The sequence below is a fragment of the Acidobacteriota bacterium genome, assembly GCA_026393675.1.
In the GTDB taxonomy this organism is placed as follows: domain Bacteria; phylum Acidobacteriota; class Vicinamibacteria; order Vicinamibacterales; family JAKQTR01; genus JBAXOX01.
In genome coordinates this window covers 53,767-68,693 of sequence record JAPKZQ010000012.1, presented here as the reverse complement: position 1 = coordinate 68,693, position 14,927 = coordinate 53,767, and the positions used below count along the sequence as shown (strand labels likewise).

Genomic DNA, 14,927 nt, shown 5'->3' with positions numbered 1-14,927 from the left:
TCCGATAGCTCCCCACCCCGCCTCGCGGCGGCGCAGTAATCGTCGGCTTCAGGCCGGAGAGCGTTTGCCTGGAGAGGACTTGCACCTCTCGGGTCATGGCACACTTACAGGCGCACGGATCGCCACGCTCCAGCGTGGCCTCTTTCCGGGCCGGGCTGTCCGCCTCCGCGCCAAAGCGCTACGGCGAGACCTCGACGAAGCTCAACGAGCGAAGTCGGGGAGCCCGTCCTTCGGCGAAGCTCAGGACGCCCCGAGCAAGGTCGAGGGGCGGCGATCCCAGGGCTGTCTCTGCGGTGTCGAGGGGGCGAAGGTGGGAATCCCGAATGCCGACCGCTTGAGCTGAGCGGCAACAGCCCGGATTCAGAGCGTCACGATCAACCCATCGTGGGCCGTTTCGCAGTCGAGACTGTCGGCGCGGCGCAACATGTCCTCGCCCATGTGGGTGAGCAGCAGGCGGCGGCACGTGAGTTCGGCCCGGTGTGCCTGGAGCGTCTGGTAGTCCAGATGGCCCGGGGGCGCCGAGTCGTATCCGAAACATTCACACAGGAACAGATCCGCGTCGCGCGAGACATCCGGGAGCGTCGCGGCCCATTCTGTGTCGCCCGAAAAGGCCAGCACCCGGCCGTCGTACTCGACGCGAAGCGCAAAGCAGGCCATGCCGCGCGAGTGGCGCACCACGTACGGCGTGACCTGGCACGATTCGAGGTCGTGCCGTCTCCCGGCTTCCCATTCGACGAAACTCAGGCTGAACCGGAACGGCAGTGGTCCCGTGCCGGGAAACAGCACGTCGTGCGCGAGCCGCATCTGCTCTTCCAGGCCGGGTGGTCCCGCGATGCAGAGATCACGCGTCCGCCCCGATGCGAAGTGCGCGTCCATGAGAAGAAACGGCACGCCGGCGAAGTGATCGCCGTGCAGATGCGTCAGCAGGATCGTGTCCACCAGCTCCGGGTCGAGCTGCTGGCCACGCAGCAGTGCGAGCGTCGACGGGCCGCAATCGACGAGGACACTCCCACCGTCCGCCTTCAGCAAGGTCGAGGTGTGGAGGCGACCGCCACTGCCGAAGGCGTCACCGGTCCCGAGAAACCGCGCCTCGAGCGTACTCATGACGGCCCGCCGGTCTGAGTGACGAGCCGCGCGATGGCGCCGACCGCCACCGTCACGGCATTGGCTTCGCCTGATTCGAGACCTTCCTTCGTCACCGCCTCGCTGCGTGCGCGGTTGACGACCACCCCGGCGACGCAGCCGCCGCGCAGGCCCATCGCGGCGCAGAGCGTCAACACCGTAGACGACTCCATCTCGTAGTTGAGGACGTGCAGCCTGCGCCATTCCTCGGTGATGCCCTGAAACCGCCGCGGGACGTAACCCGAGTAGGAGTCGTACCGCTCCTGTCCCGGGTAAAACGTGTCGCAGGAGGCGCTGACGCCAGCGCGATACGGCACCCCGAGCGCACGTGCGGCGCCAACGGCGGCGTGAACCACCTCGTGGTCAGCCACCGCTGGGTACTCGATGGGGGCGTAGTGCGTAGAAGCGCCGTCGAGCCGAACCGCTCCGGTGGTGACGATGACCGTACCAATTTCAACATCCGGCTGGATGGCCCCGGTGGTCCCGACGCGCAGAAACGTCCGAATGCCGAGCTGTGCCAACTCATCGATCGCGATCGAGGCGGACGGTCCGCCAATCCCCGTCGAGGTGACCAGCACCGGTGTGGTGCCCAGGTAGGCAATCCACGTCCGGTATTCGCGCTTGAAGGCGAGTTCACGACTGCGCGCGAAAGGCGCCGTTCGGGCAATCGCCTCGACACGGCCCGGGTCGCCGGGCAGCAGCGCGACGGTCGCCCCCTCGATGTCGTCCGAGTTGATGTTCAGGTGGTACACGGTACGGAGCGGCATCTCGTCCTCCTGTGGTCATCGGTCGAACCGGCAGTCGAGCTGCATGGCGGCCTGGAGCAGGTTCAGGTAGTCGTCGCGCGGAATCTCGATGGCGCCCATTGTGGCCAGAAACGGCGTCAGCCACTGGATGTCGAGCAGTTGATATCCGCGCGTCTTCAAGATATCGCCCAGGCGCCACAGGGCCACCTTCGACGCGTCGGTCACGCGGTGGAACATCGATTCGCCAAAAAACGCGCCGCGCACGCTGACGCCGTAGAGCCCGCCGGCCAGCGCACCATCGTGCCAGACCTCGATCGAATGAGCCAGGCTGACGTCGTGCAGCGCGCAGTAACTGTCGACAATCTCGTCGTTGATCCACGTGCCCTCGTCCCGGTCGGCCGCGCAGGCCAGCATCACGTCCCTGAACGCGTGGTCCACCGTCACCTCGAAGCGCCCCGACCGGACGACTCTCAGGAGCCGCCGCGACGGATGATACGCCTCAATCGGTAGAATTCCCCGCGGATCGGGCGAGTACCAGTGGATCTCGCCGGAATCCTGGGCCATCGGAAAGTAGCCGGCCTCATAGGCGGCGACCAGCAGCGACGCCTGCAGCATATCGGTCCTGACTCTGGTGCCACGGGGCTGCCGGTGTCAAGCCGCGGCGACCACTGCGCCAGGATAGGCGGGAGCAGCCGGGGCCGCGCACTGGAGGCCGGGTCTTCCGCCTTCGCGTAGCGCTTCGGCGGACCGCCATAGCCTTGGCGGAGGCGGTCAGACCCGGCGCTGCAACAATCGTGATCCGACCGGCGCGAGTCGCGGTACACTCGCTACGATCGGTATTGAAGCCGTGCTGGCGGGCATGGCACGCCATAGCCCCCACGCGGAGGCGGCCACGCCATAGCCAGAGGCGACGGCGGCCGAAACAGGGGCCGCTTCCGAAGACCTCGAAACCGTCTCCAGTCGGCCCGCTCTTGCAAAGGATCAGCACTCATGGTGACCGCCAGAACCCGTACTCACGTCGTGACCGTTGCCCTGCTTGCGATTGCTCTGGTCGCGGGACTGCCCGGATGCGGTGGTGCCACCGGCGAGCGCGACCGTCCCGTCAAGCAGGAGCCGGCCCCGAAGCCGGCCGTCGTCTACGACCATGGCCTCACCGACTCGGCTCGTGTGCTCGCCGGGATGGATCCCGAAGATGTGCAGCGATTCGCGCCTGTCGTCAACCGGGCCAGTTGGAAGGCGCACAAGAAGGAATTCGACACGAACTGGGCGCAGATCGAGCAGCAGCGGTTCACGCTGATGCGCGACTGGCGCGACAAGGAATTCAAGGCGCTCGCCGACACGTGCGAGACGCTTTTCTACCCGTTCGGGGGCCCCGACTTCCTCAACGCGTACCTCATCTATCCGTCGTGCAAGACCTACTTGCTGTTCGGCCTCGAGTCGGTCGGATCGGTTCCGGCCATCGAGAAGATGAAGGACAACAAGATTGATGCCGGGTTGGCGCAACTGTTCAAGGCGCTCTCCGACATCTTCAAGCGCGACTACTTCATCACCAAGACGATGCAGTCGGAACTGCGCACGGCGCAGGTGGACGGCACACTGCCGGTCATCCTCACGTTTCTGGCGCGGCTTGACGCGAAGATTGTCAGCATCGAGACCGACGGCCCGTGGAATTCGCCGACAGAAGCCGCGCCTGCGACTCCCCCACCCGCAAAGACAGGCGTCGCTGCGCGGCCGCGCAGCAACAAGCTGCCGTCGGTGATAGTGTCGTTTGTCGCCCCGAACTCGGATCGGATCCAGAAAGTCGTCTACATCCGCGTCGACATGATGAATCCGGAGTACTCGAAGAAAACACAGCTGCTGAGCTACCTGAAGGGCCTGGGGCCTGTCACGACGTTCGTGAAGTCGGCGTCGTACCTGATGCACGACGACCGATTCTCCCTGGTCCGCAGCATGGTGCTGGATCAGTCGTCATCGCTGCTGCAGGACGATACGGGCGTGCCGTACAAGTTCTTCGACAAGGCCAGGTGGACGCTGACCTTCTACGGGAAGTACTCGGCCCCTATCAGTGACTTCCATTACGGATTCCAGAAAGACCTGGACGCGGTGTACAAGCAGCCGGGAGTCGCGCGCGAGCTACCGTTCTCGTTCGGCTACCACTGGCGCGAAGGCACATCGAGCGTGATGCTGGCCGTCAGGAAGGCAGGATCTCAGTAGTGATCCCTGCCAGTGCGCCCCACGTCTCCGGGTCCTGGGCGGCCAGGGTTCGGAAATAGAGCCGCACGGAGTCGGCTGGGAATTCTGTCGCCAGCGCGTTCGCGGCGTCGCGCAGCGCGGCCGGATCTGGCGCGGTCACCGGGATGTCGGCAATCATGCCATGCTCGTGACTGATGCCGAGCCGGGTAAGAAACGCCTCGAGCATCGGCCGCTGGCTGCCGAGGTGGTAGACCACCAGCGCCCGGTTCGCCACGCTCTCGGACACCGTGTGCAGGTTGGCCAACTGGCGGATGCGCTTCTCGACAGGCTCCGTGAGCACGCTCTGCGGGCGGAATCTCAGCTGACGGGCAATCAACTGCACCGCCTCGACCTGCTGGGGCACCGATTCTTCATCCGCCCACAACGCGGCCGAGAGAGCCACACGTTGATCGATCGTCAGGTCGCGCCAGAGTCGCGCGGGGCCGAGCGGAGCGGCCTCGTTGGTCACACATGCCTCCCAGGATGAGTCGGGCGCGTCGCGCGCCGACGCCCTATTCTATCCCGACCCGCGACGCCTGCCACGTTGCTTACAGGAGCACAGCCGCATAAGATGCGCAAGACATGGGCGCGAGAGGAACACCAGAGGTGGGTGATGAGTCTGTCCCGTTGGTGGCGTGAGCAGCGGTTCGAACGCTCGTATCGCAAGGAGATCAGGCGCGATCTTGAGCGCATCGGCGCGACCTTCAAGGCGACATTCAAGACGGCCCCGACCGGCAACGACTTCGACGCCGCCATGACGGCGTATCTCAAGGAATGCCGTCTTCCCGATCTGCGTCTCGACACGCTCAAGAGCCGCCGGCTCCGTCGCAAGGCTGAACGGCTCGGCATCGATCCGCCCCGCGACTGGTGGATTCATGACGAGGAGCACGACCTCTGGTACCTCACGCCGGATGGCAAGCGCCAGCTCAAGCGGCGCGTGACGCAGGAGCGGATCTGGACGCTCAAGCAGTGGTTCCACGCACTCACGCCGGTCGTGGCCCTTCTTGCCGGACTGATCGGTGTCATCATCGGCCTGGTCGGCATCTGGCGCTGGCCATGAACCGCCGGTGCGGATCGACGCGCGGGGAAAATGAGACAGACATGAGAAATTGGGTCTGACCCAATTTTGACTGGGAGGCTACTGATGCGTGGCATCGCGGAGATGATCGCCTCTGTCGTGCTGGTGGTGGTCGCCACGGGCCTCGCAGCCCAAGCCACTCGACCACGCGCCCGGGACCTCGGCATCGCGCCTGGCGTGCTGGCGCCCGGGCCCCTCAATGCCATCACGGATGTCGCAGGCGTCCGTGTCGGTCACACGACGCTCATCGAGGGCGACTCGATTCGGACGGGCGTGACGGCGATCCTGCCGCACGCCGGGAATCTCTTTCAGGACAAGGTGGCCGGCGCGGTGTTCGTCGGCAACGCGTTTGGCAAGCTCGCGGGTTCAACCCAGGTCGATGAGTTGGGCACGATTGAAACGCCAATCGTGTTGACCAACACGCTCGCCGTCGGCATCGCCGTTGACGCGGTGGTCGCGTGGACGCTTGCGCAGCCTGGCAATAGTGATGTGCGCTCGGTCAACGCGCTGGTCGGCGAGACCAACGACGGCGGCCTGAACGACATCCGCGGCCGTCACGTGACACGCGAGCACGTGACTGCCGCCATCGCCGCCGCGCGCGGCGGCGCAGTGGACGAAGGGTCTGTCGGCGCCGGCACCGGCACGCAGTGCTTCGGGTGGAAAGGCGGCATCGGCACGTCGTCTCGCATGGTGCCAGCCCCGGCCGGCCCGGGTACACAACAAGCCGACGGCTACACGGTCGGCGTGCTCGTACAGACGAATTTCGGTGGCGTGCTGATGATTGATGGCCTGCCTGTCGGCAAGGCGCTCGGTCGCCATGCCTTTGCGCCGGCCCCGCCCGGCGGGGCAACGCTCGATCCGGCTGATGGCTCCTGCATGATCGTGGTCGCCACGGATGCGCCGCTCGACGCTCGCGATCTCAAGCGGCTCGCCGCCCGCGCTGTGTTCGGCCTGGCGCGGACGGGATCCTCGTTCAGCAATGGCAGCGGCGATTTCGCGATTGCGTTGACGACCGCGCCGGCCCTGCGGAGCCGATCTGGCGCGCGTCTGCCTGTGGCCCGGACGATTCTCCCGACCGATGGGGTGTCAGGGTTGTTCGAGGCGGCCCTTGAGGCAACCGAAGAAGCGGTGTACAACTCGCTCTTCCGCGCGACGACGGTGACGGCCGGCACGCGGACCGCCGAAGCCATCCCGATCGATCGGATTCGTGAACTGCTGGCGACCTATCGGCACGGCGGCTAGAGTTCCGGCTCCAACTCCGTCGGAATGAGCGGCTCGGTCGCGACCGTCTGCGGACCCGCTTCCGTGCACACGGCGTATTTCGACGGGTACATCGACACACCCGCGTACTCGCCCTTCGCATTCAGCATGTAGAAGTTGATCTGGAACTTCGGATTGCCGGTCTTGGTCAGCAGGCGCTTCTCCACCGTGTTCGCCTTGATGCGCTTGAGCGCCACCATCCCCGCGTCCTTGGGCGTCAGGCCACGACGCATTTCTTCGATGATCAGGTACGAGCACAGGTTGTAGAGGTTTGCCTCGCCGCGTCCAGTTGATCCGGCCGCCCCGACCTCGCCATCGACGTACAACCCCGCGCCCAGGATGGGTGAGTCGCCGACGCGCCCCGGGATCTTCCACGCCAGCCCGCACGTCGTCGTCACGCCGCAGATCTCACCTTTCGGGCTCAGGCCGTCACAGTTGATGGTGCCCCAGAAATGATCCAGCTCGATGAGCCCGTCTTTCACCATCTGGAGCCCGCTCTGGTAGTAGGCCGCCGACCGCTTGATGGGATCAAGATAGTGATCCGGATCGGTCCGGCGCTTCCACTCCAGCCACAGCTTGCGCGACTGTTCCGTGTTCAGGTCGTCCTCGATCTTGAACCCGAGATTGCGCGCAAACGCCTGCGCCCCCTGGCCGACAATCAAATGATGATCGGTCATCTCCATCACGGCCTTGGCCACCAGCGAGGGTGTGCGAACGCCTTCGATGCAGGCGACCGCGCCGGCGCGCTTCTTCGGACCGTGCATGACCGACGAATCCAGCTGGACGATGCCTTCCGCGTTCGGCAGGCCGCCATAGCCCACGCTGGTGTCCGCCGGATCAAGCTCGCAGAGATTGACACCCGCAATCAACGCGTCCAGCACATCCGATCCACCGGTGATCAGCTTGAACGCCTTTTCGACGCCGGTCACATCCCCGCCGTTCTTGAAGCGATTCCCGTTGGCGGACGAGACCACGACCGGCTTGACCGTTTTCTTCACGACCATCGTCGGGGCCTGGCCCAGCACGACGGCGGGCGCAACGGTCGCAGCCGCCGCGACCGCCGCGGCACCAGACAGCACGAATTCACGACGATTGACTTTCCGGCTCATGGTTCGGCTCCTCAAGAAGAACAGTACGCCGCCGATTCTATCCGTGGTGGGGACCGCCGACAACCTGTTTGACGGCCAGCGCTGGCGCCGGTACGATACACACCTTCGCGCCCGGGTCCGATTGAAACGGGGTTGCCTGTAATGACGTCTTCGCTTCCGAGTTTTCCCGAACGAATCAAGGATATTGGCGACTTGGCCTCCGACGTCTGGTGGAGCTGGAGCGACCGCGCGCGGGAGTTGTTCAGGCGGCTCGACTACCAGCTGTGGCGATCGACCGCCCACAACCCGGTCCAGATTCTCCGCATGATCACGCCGGAGCGTCTCGAGGAGGTCGCGCGCGACCGCACATTTCTTGCGCTCTACGACGACATGATTCGAGGCCTGCGCGCAGCGCGTACGGCCAAGGACAGCTGGTGGGCGCACACGAAGAACGGGCATCCGGTCGGCACCATCGCGTACTTTTCTGCAGAGTTCGCGCTCCACAAGTCACTGCCGATCTACGCCGGCGGTCTCGGCGTGCTGGCCGGTGACATCTGCAAGGAAGCGAGCGACCTCGGCCTGCCGTTTGTCGGCGTCGGTTTCATGTATCCGCAGGGGTACTTCCATCAGAAAGTGACCGCTGACGGCTGGCAACTCGAGGCCTACGAGCGGCTCGACTGGAATGATGCCCCGATCGAACCGGCCATGCGGGCAGACGGGCAGCGGTGCATCGTGGAGGTGCCGCTGGCGGATCGCACGCTGAAGGTGGCGGCCTGGCATGTCCGCGCCGGCCACGTGTCGCTCTACCTGCTCGACACCGATATCGAGGGCAATCTCGCGTGGGATCGCGAGCTGTCGGCGCGTCTCTACAGCGGCAATCAGGAAACGCGCATCCAGCAGGAAATCGTCCTTGGCCTCGGCGGCGTCCGCGTGCTCCAGGCCATGGGGATCACTCCGGCGCTCTACCACCTGAACGAGGGACACGCGGCATTCGTCGTGCTTCAGCGGCTCTGGGACATGCAGGAGCGCGGCGCCTCGTTCGACGAGGCGATGGCCGAGGTGCGCCGGACCACGGTCTTCACGACGCATACGCCCGTGCCAGCCGGACACGACGCGTTCCCGTTCCACCTCATCGAGACCTACATCGGGCCGGCACGCCCCGACCTGCGGGGATGGCGCGAGCACTTTCTGGCCCTCGGCAACTTCGACAATGGCCGTGGACCGATGTTCAACATGACGGCGCTGGCCATGCGCTCGTCGGCGGGCATCAACGCCGTGAGCAAGCTTCACGGCGAGGTCACCAGGAACATGTGGACCGGCCTGTGGCCGGGAACGCCTGCCGAGAAACTCCCGATCCGGGCCATCACCAACGGCATCCACGTCGGCACGTGGCTCGCCAACAAGATGGCGCAGCTGTTCGACCGGGCGCTCGGATCCCATTGGCGGGATCGGATCGACGAACTGGAGTTCTGGGATCGCGTCCTCGACATCCCCGACGATGAACTGTGGACGGTGCGGCTGCGGCTTCGCGCCGATCTGTTCCGGTTCATCAGGGACCGGGCCCGATCTCGCTGGGGCATACACTACGGCAGCGCCGCCCAGGTCGTGGCCGCCGGCACGCTGCTCGATCCGAAAGCTCTCACCATCGGCTTCGCCAGGCGCTTCACCGCCTACAAGCGCCCCGAACTCATCTTCCACGATCGGCAGCGGCTTGCCTTGATATTGAACGGCTTCCGCCGGCCGGTGCAACTGGTGTTCGCGGGCAAGGCGCACCCGGCCGATGACACCGGCAAGCATCACCTGCAGCAGGTCTACACGAAAGCCGCCGATCCGGCCTTCGGGGGCCGCGTCGCGTTTGTCGACGACTACGACCTGCACGTGGCGCACTACCTCGTGCACGGCTGCGACGTCTGGCTCAACACCCCGCGCAAGCCACTCGAAGCCAGCGGCACCAGCGGCATGAAAGCCGCGATCAATGGAGTCCCCCATCTGAGTATCGGCGACGGCTGGTGGGCGGAAGGCTTCAACGGCTCAAACGGCTGGCTCATTGACGGCCACACCACCGGGCACGACACGGCGGCTCAGGATGCGGCCGATGCCGACGCGCTCTACACGTTGCTTGAAACGAAGATCGTCCCCACCTTTTACGATCGCGACTCGAACGACCTGCCGCCCGCATGGGTCCAGGTGGTCAAGGAATCGATACGCACGGCCATGCCGACCTTCACGACTCGACGGATGATGAAGCAGTATGTGGAGGAGATGTACGGCCCGGTGCTGGGACTCGGTCTTGGGAGGCGCGACGGGTCCGGTTAGGACAGCGAGCCTGCGCCCAGCCTCAGCCTATGGCATGCCGCTGATTGGCGGATGATGGATGACCTGCACCCGGTTGCCTTCCGGGTCGCGGACGTCACACGATCGGGCGCCGTCGCGATGCGTCTTCGGACGCATGTCGAGCGCGACGCCACGCGACTCGAGGAACGCCGCCCACGCGTCCACCTGATCAGGCCCGGCCACGATGACGCCGAGATGATCCAGCGCGCCCACCCCGGCTGTCGCCATCTCAGCCACCCGGTGCAGCGCCAGGTTGTCCCGCCCTGACGTGAGGTACACGTTGTCTGGATCGGGCTCCCACTCCACGCTGAAGCCCATCACCTCAACGTAGAACGCCTTCATGCGCGCGACGTCCCGGACATTCAGCGCGAGATGTCGCAGCCCCAAGTGTGGCGGACGGTCCATGTGCCAATCCTACGCGAAATCGGCGCGTGTGACATTGCCCGGGCGGCCGCCCGTCGTGAATCTGGGATAAGATTTCGTGGATGGCGCGAAAATCGACGGAAAAGGTCCGGTGTGCGCTCTGCGGCGCCAAAGAGGTGTCGGAACCCCGCGGCGACGAGCGTTACTGCTCCGACTGCTGGGACAAGAAGATCGCCGTTGAGGAAATCGTCGCGAAGGAATTCGCCGTCAAGCGCTACATCAGGGCACAGAGCGCCGAGAAATACCTGGTCTACCACTCCACGCTCAAACGGCCATGCGGGCAATTGATCGTGATTGACGACGGGTACGACCTGTTTCTGACGCTCGTGCTGTATCCGTCCTTCCTCTGGGACGACCCGGCGTACCATCTCGAAGGCGACCCGGAAACGCGGACGTTTGCCGAAATCGTGGTCGACGTCGTGGTGTCAGAAGTCATCGAGCCCTGGGGCGGTGGGAAGTGGCACCTCGAGGTGTATCGTTCCGCCAGCCCTGAGCCCGAGGACTGGAACGGCGAGATGTAGCCGGCGCCCCTGCCCCTGCTGCCCCCATTTGAGCTTTCGGCTCCGGCGTCCTATAATTCCGCCGATTGGTATCGGTGACCAAAGGCCTCATTCTGCCCCCTGGAGGGAATATGATTCGTCACGTTTATGCCGCCGTTGCGGTGCTCGTCATCCTCGCCCTGTCGGTCGGAACCGTGATTGCCCAGACGACGAAGTACGTAGCACCCGTCAAGGGAGTAGCCGAAATCCAGTACCTCCCGATCAGGCCTGAGCCTGATTACAAGGCCAAGATCATCCGCACGATCGTCAGGGTGAAGAACGTCTCGCCGACCGGCTCGATTGCCGGCCTCAAGGTCACCCAGTACTGGTATGACAAAGCCAACAGCCCCCAGCCAGTGGCGGCGCTGACGGGACGGGTCAAGAAGCCGCTGCTGCCTGGCGAAGAGACCACCATCACGCTGGAGGCGCCGCTCGATCCGAAGATGTTCAGGGACTACTACGAGTTCGAGCACGCCAACGGGAAGATCAAGCCCAAGCCGGTCAAGAGGTTCTAGCAGGCGCCCTCGGTCGCCACTCCCGGAGTATGTGTAGCCCCAGGCCTGAGAAGGCCTGAGGCTACGCACGGAAGGCGCCTCAGTACGTCACCCCGAAACGTCACGACCGGTGACCCGCCCCGACGCGCAGCAGGAACTCCCTGCTGCGGCCGACGCCAAGCTGGTAGAACAGCCGGCTGAGCGACGGATCGTGCTCGCGCGCTGCCTCCCATGTTTCGTGCAGCGGCAGATTGCCGCCGCGCATCAACTCGGTCGGCCGGCCGGCCTCGGCGATCACCACCTCAAAGCCAAGTCCTCGCAGCCAGCCTTCGAGGCCAAACGGCGGAAAGTGATGAAGATGCAGCGGGTGCTCCCAGAAGCGATCCTGTGGCGATCTCATGACCTGCTTCGAGAGCCAGTTCGCGTCGTTCGGGACGGCGATCGCCAGCAACCCGCCGGCGTGGAGACTGCGTGCGGCCTCGCGCAGTAGACGACCAGGATGCCGGACGTGCTCGAGCGCGTACCACAACCGGACGACCCCGTAACGCGTGGCATCGGTGCTCCATCTATCGACGTCGCACAGCTCGACCGGGTACCCGCGAGCACGCGCGAGGGCCACCATCGCCTCACTGCCCTCGAGTCCCCGCGCCGTCCACCCTTCCGCGTGTGCCAGGCCGACAAAGCCCCCGTCGCCCGCCCCCAAGTCCAGCACCGAGCGGACAGGGGGATCCGCGTTGGCGATGAGTGCCAGCCAGCGCCGCTCCCTGGCACCGAAGTTGTGAGCGTACCTCGCCTCAGATTCTTCGAGCCCAAGTTCCACGGGTGGCCGCCGCTGGGTCAGCGTTCGACACACCGAGCACTCCAGGTAGTCTTCGGTATCCAGCACGAGTGCGTCCGATCCGCACAACGGGCACCCCCCAACGACCTCTCCGCCCTGATCGCACACAATACGGTCCTCAGAGATTCCCACGCACCTGCGACGATAGGCCGCATTGAACGAAGCTGTTTCGCGGTGCTCTTCCTTGTGGCATCAGACTCCGCCGCCGTTCGCCTGATGCCGTCGCGTCCCGTTCCCGGTCGCCGCTGGTTCCGTCCTTCCTCGGTTGCTGCTACGGGATGATCCGGAACTGCACTTCGCGGGCGACGCTCAGGGGTTTGCCCAGGCTCGACCGCGCCTCCACCTTCAGCACGTACAGTCCAGGCGTCAGATCCGTCAACGGCACCCTCGACGTGTATCCGTAGCCGCCCCGCGCCCCGGCCAACTCTGAACTCTGACGCCGCTCGCTGTTGCTGAAGACGGTCTTTCCGTCGTCGGATCGCAGCGTGGTCGTGATCTCGACCGCATGCGATTGCGCGCCGAGATTGTCGTAGACTTCGGCCAGTACGGCGAGTTGATCGTTCGACGTGAACTCGCGCTCCGTCGTGGGCGGCGCCGGCAGCAGGTCGCGCAGATCCGACGCCCCGGCGGTTGGCACCAGCCCGGCGGTTGCCGACGTCACCGCGAGCCCGCTCATCGTCAACGGCTCCTTGAGGAAGTCAGGCACGACCAGATCCGTGAAGACCGATCCGACGCGCCCGCCGCTCTCGTGCACGGCCAGCCTCAGCGAATAGCGCCCGGGCGGCACGTCGATCTTGGCCTGCACCCGGAAGCCCAGCTGCATGACGCGCTTGTAGGTCTCAGGCTTCAGGGCCATGTTGATGGTGTCCTTGTTCCCGGTCACGACCTTTCCCTCCGGGTCGATCACGATGTAGGACATGTCGACGGCGTTGGTGAACTTGCCATCCTTCTCGGTGAAGGCGAGATCCTTGCCGCTGAACTGGGCGACAATCGCCAGCGTCGCCTTGGGTGCTGGTCCCTTGAACGGCGCGGCAAACATCGACAGGGTCAGTCCCGTCGTCTGCAGCGGGCTGTTCAGGGCGTCACGCACTGCAGGAGACGTCGTATTGGTGGCGTCGGCTTTCTTGGCCGCCGGCGCCTTCCCCGAGGAGGCGACATAGCCCTTGCGGGCATGCACGATCAGCCCCGGACGGGTGAGGCGAACGTCGATCTTCCTGTAGCGGCCGTCGCGCCGCTCGTTAGTCGGGTAGTAGCCGAGCACGTAATACGAGCTGTTGTCGTCGACAATCTTCTGCAGTTTGCTGGCCGTGTTGTTCGTGTTCGTGATGGCAAACCCGCCGGTCTCGTCGGCGAGCGTGTTGAGGCTATCCTGCGACAGCCTGATCTCGTCCCAGAGCGCCGTCATGCCGAGCGAATTCGCGTTGGGATCGTCGGGCGGCAGTCCAATCAGATTCATGGCATCGTCGCCCGAGTCGGTCAGACCGCGTGGATCGAGCGCGTAGATGTTGATGTTGGCCCGGGTCGCGGCGCCAATCGCGTCGGTCGTCTCCTGCCTGATGATGGACGCATCGGACATCTCCATCAGATTATTGATGTCGTAGTCGATGCCTTCGCTCAGCAACACGATCGCTTTGCGCCGGCCATGGATCGCGGACATATAGTCGGCCAGATTGGAAATCGTCGACAGGAGTGAGCGTGCATTGTAGGCGCGCTCCTGTTCCTCGGTGTCGACCGGCGGCTTGTCCCCCATCATCGGGTTATTCCGCTTCGCCAGCGCGTCGTCGATCTTGTTGAGCGTGGCGGAACGGAGCTTCCGCCCCGAGAAGTGGTCAATCGCCTGATCGAGCAGACGTTTGTTGTTCGTGAAGTCCTGGCTGACGTCGGCGCGCCCGCTGGCATGGACGACGGCTGCGAGGTCGTTGGCGCCGAGGAACTTGTCCACGAACTGCTTCGCCGCCCGCCTTACCTGTCCGGTACGCCGCAGGTCGGTGTGGATGTCATCGAGGACGAGGACGTACAGCCGGCCGTCGGGGGCTTTCGCATTCGAGCGGACGTCGGGTTCCACGGCGCGGCCGAGAAACGCCGGCTGCTCGGTGCGCTCCACCGGGATGTCCACCAGCGAGAACGCCGTCACCTTCTGGGGTTTACCGTCCTCGAAGACCTGGAAATCCCCCTGGTTGAGGTTCCGGACGAAGTTCCCCCGCGCATCGACGACGACGGTATCGACTTCGACGTAGTTGACCTCTGAGCGGAATGTGATCGGCGGAACCTGCTGATCTGGCCTGGCCTGCACCGCCGCCGGCGGCGGCTGCTGGCCGGCCAGGGTGGCGGAGACAAGACCAATCGTGAAGACAGTTGTCGCTGTTCTGAACACGGTCTCTCTTTTCGGCAGCCGTCGGGACGACAGGCATTGGTCGCCGCCGATGGCCGCAGGATGTCACATGAGCGGTTGGCTGAGTCCTTCGATTCACAAGCACGGCGACGAATGTGTTCACTCAGGACTCAGTGCTGAGCGAGCATTGGTCACCCGATCGCCTCGCAAGAACAGGCTACGGTCGTTGCGAGTCGAAGCACTGAGGGCAGGGCCCTCCCTGTAATTATAGACGTCTCCGGGCCGCCGATGGGTGCGACCGTCAAACTTCCCGGGTCGGACCAGCGTCAAAGTAAGAGAAGGTCGACGTATACTTTCTGGTGGCCCCCTCCGCTTCCAACGCTGTCGTTTGGCCAGAACAGGGGTCGGGCCGCCGGGACCAGATTGTTCTTGGAGGGTTGG

General features: G+C 64.8%; 14 protein-coding genes. 6 read left to right on the top strand and 8 right to left on the bottom strand.

Going from position 1 to position 14,927, the window contains the following annotated elements; translation table 11 throughout:
- Nucleotides 1-360: 360 nt before the first annotated feature.
- The 3 genes from NT151_04255 to aat are packed head-to-tail and all read right to left on the bottom strand — an operon-like array spanning nt 361 to nt 2,483.
- On the bottom strand, nt 361-1,104 hold the full coding sequence (locus tag NT151_04255) for an MBL fold metallo-hydrolase (protein ID MCX6538134.1): 744 nt from the start codon (nt 1,102-1,104) through the stop codon (nt 361-363).
- Entirely contained in the window at nt 1,101-1,889 is a 789-nt protein-coding gene (udp, locus tag NT151_04250) for a uridine phosphorylase (GenBank protein MCX6538133.1), read from the bottom strand. The genes NT151_04255 and udp overlap by 4 nt, the downstream gene beginning before the upstream one ends.
- Before the next feature lie 15 nt (nt 1,890-1,904).
- Nucleotides 1,905-2,483 (bottom strand): leucyl/phenylalanyl-tRNA--protein transferase, encoded by a 579-nt coding sequence (gene aat / locus NT151_04245; protein MCX6538132.1) that lies wholly within the window; start codon nt 2,481-2,483, stop codon nt 1,905-1,907.
- Between the two features lie 375 nt (nt 2,484-2,858).
- Between aat and NT151_04240 the strand changes: the two genes are divergently transcribed.
- Complete coding sequence (locus NT151_04240; protein MCX6538131.1) at nt 2,859-4,082, top strand: hypothetical protein; 1,224 nt, start codon at nt 2,859-2,861, stop codon at nt 4,080-4,082.
- Here the strand turns inward: NT151_04240 and NT151_04235 are convergent.
- Entirely contained in the window at nt 4,060-4,569 is a 510-nt protein-coding gene (locus NT151_04235; protein MCX6538130.1) for a hypothetical protein, read from the bottom strand. The genes NT151_04240 and NT151_04235 overlap by 23 nt on opposite strands.
- A 102-nt stretch (nt 4,570-4,671) precedes the next feature.
- Between NT151_04235 and NT151_04230 the strand changes: the two genes are divergently transcribed.
- Nucleotides 4,672-5,160: a hypothetical protein gene (locus tag NT151_04230; GenBank protein MCX6538129.1), complete on the top strand. Its 489-nt coding sequence runs from the start codon at nt 4,672-4,674 to the stop codon at nt 5,158-5,160.
- An 84-nt stretch (nt 5,161-5,244) separates the two neighbouring features.
- Entirely contained in the window at nt 5,245-6,420 is a 1,176-nt protein-coding gene (locus tag NT151_04225; GenBank protein MCX6538128.1) for a P1 family peptidase, read from the top strand.
- Here NT151_04225 and NT151_04220 read toward each other — a convergent pair.
- A complete protein-coding gene (locus NT151_04220) occupies nt 6,417-7,547 on the bottom strand; it encodes a N(4)-(beta-N-acetylglucosaminyl)-L-asparaginase (protein ID MCX6538127.1) in 1,131 nt (376 codons plus the stop codon). The two genes, NT151_04225 and NT151_04220, sit on opposite strands and share 4 nt — an antisense overlap.
- Nucleotides 7,548-7,688: 141 nt before the next feature.
- On the opposite strand from NT151_04220, the gene glgP reads away from it, so the two are divergent.
- A complete protein-coding gene (gene glgP, locus NT151_04215) occupies nt 7,689-9,842 on the top strand; it encodes an alpha-glucan family phosphorylase (protein ID MCX6538126.1) in 2,154 nt (717 codons plus the stop codon).
- Nucleotides 9,843-9,869: 27 nt separating this feature from the next.
- Here the strand turns inward: glgP and NT151_04210 are convergent, their stop codons facing one another.
- Complete coding sequence (locus NT151_04210) at nt 9,870-10,265, bottom strand: VOC family protein (GenBank protein MCX6538125.1); 396 nt, start codon at nt 10,263-10,265, stop codon at nt 9,870-9,872.
- Nucleotides 10,266-10,345: 80 nt separating this feature from the next.
- On the opposite strand from NT151_04210, the gene NT151_04205 reads away from it, so the two are divergent.
- Nucleotides 10,346-10,804: a hypothetical protein gene (locus NT151_04205; GenBank protein MCX6538124.1), complete on the top strand. Its 459-nt coding sequence runs from the start codon at nt 10,346-10,348 to the stop codon at nt 10,802-10,804.
- 110 nt (nt 10,805-10,914) lie between these two features.
- Complete coding sequence (locus NT151_04200) at nt 10,915-11,337, top strand: hypothetical protein (protein MCX6538123.1); 423 nt, start codon at nt 10,915-10,917, stop codon at nt 11,335-11,337.
- A gap of 100 nt (nt 11,338-11,437) precedes the next feature.
- Here NT151_04200 and NT151_04195 read toward each other — a convergent pair whose 3' ends face one another.
- Together NT151_04195 and NT151_04190 are read right to left on the bottom strand one after the other, a co-directional pair.
- Nucleotides 11,438-12,202, bottom strand: coding sequence for a class I SAM-dependent methyltransferase (locus NT151_04195; protein ID MCX6538122.1), 765 nt, complete (start codon nt 12,200-12,202; stop codon nt 11,438-11,440).
- A gap of 223 nt (nt 12,203-12,425) precedes the next feature.
- On the bottom strand, nt 12,426-14,528 hold the full coding sequence (locus NT151_04190; GenBank protein MCX6538121.1) for a VWA domain-containing protein: 2,103 nt from the start codon (nt 14,526-14,528) through the stop codon (nt 12,426-12,428).
- Nucleotides 14,529-14,927: the final 399 nt, after the last annotated feature.

Bases quoted from the DNA above. Each gene is read 5' to 3' on its own strand.
- NT151_04255 (MCX6538134.1), bottom strand. From the start codon at position 1,104: ATGAGTACGCTCGAGGCGCGGTTTCTCGGGACCGGTGACGCCTTCGGC.
- udp (MCX6538133.1), bottom strand. From the start codon at position 1,889: ATGCCGCTCCGTACCGTGTACCACCTGAACATCAACTCGGACGACATC.
- aat (MCX6538132.1), bottom strand. From the start codon at position 2,483: ATGCTGCAGGCGTCGCTGCTGGTCGCCGCCTATGAGGCCGGCTACTTT.
- NT151_04240 (MCX6538131.1), top strand. From the start codon at position 2,859: ATGGTGACCGCCAGAACCCGTACTCACGTCGTGACCGTTGCCCTGCTT.
- NT151_04230 (MCX6538129.1), top strand. From the start codon at position 4,672: ATGCGCAAGACATGGGCGCGAGAGGAACACCAGAGGTGGGTGATGAGT.
- NT151_04225 (MCX6538128.1), top strand. From the start codon at position 5,245: ATGCGTGGCATCGCGGAGATGATCGCCTCTGTCGTGCTGGTGGTGGTC.
- NT151_04220 (MCX6538127.1), bottom strand. From the start codon at position 7,547: ATGAGCCGGAAAGTCAATCGTCGTGAATTCGTGCTGTCTGGTGCCGCG.
- glgP (MCX6538126.1), top strand. From the start codon at position 7,689: ATGACGTCTTCGCTTCCGAGTTTTCCCGAACGAATCAAGGATATTGGC.
- NT151_04210 (MCX6538125.1), bottom strand. From the start codon at position 10,265: ATGGACCGTCCGCCACACTTGGGGCTGCGACATCTCGCGCTGAATGTC.
- NT151_04205 (MCX6538124.1), top strand. From the start codon at position 10,346: ATGGCGCGAAAATCGACGGAAAAGGTCCGGTGTGCGCTCTGCGGCGCC.
- NT151_04200 (MCX6538123.1), top strand. From the start codon at position 10,915: ATGATTCGTCACGTTTATGCCGCCGTTGCGGTGCTCGTCATCCTCGCC.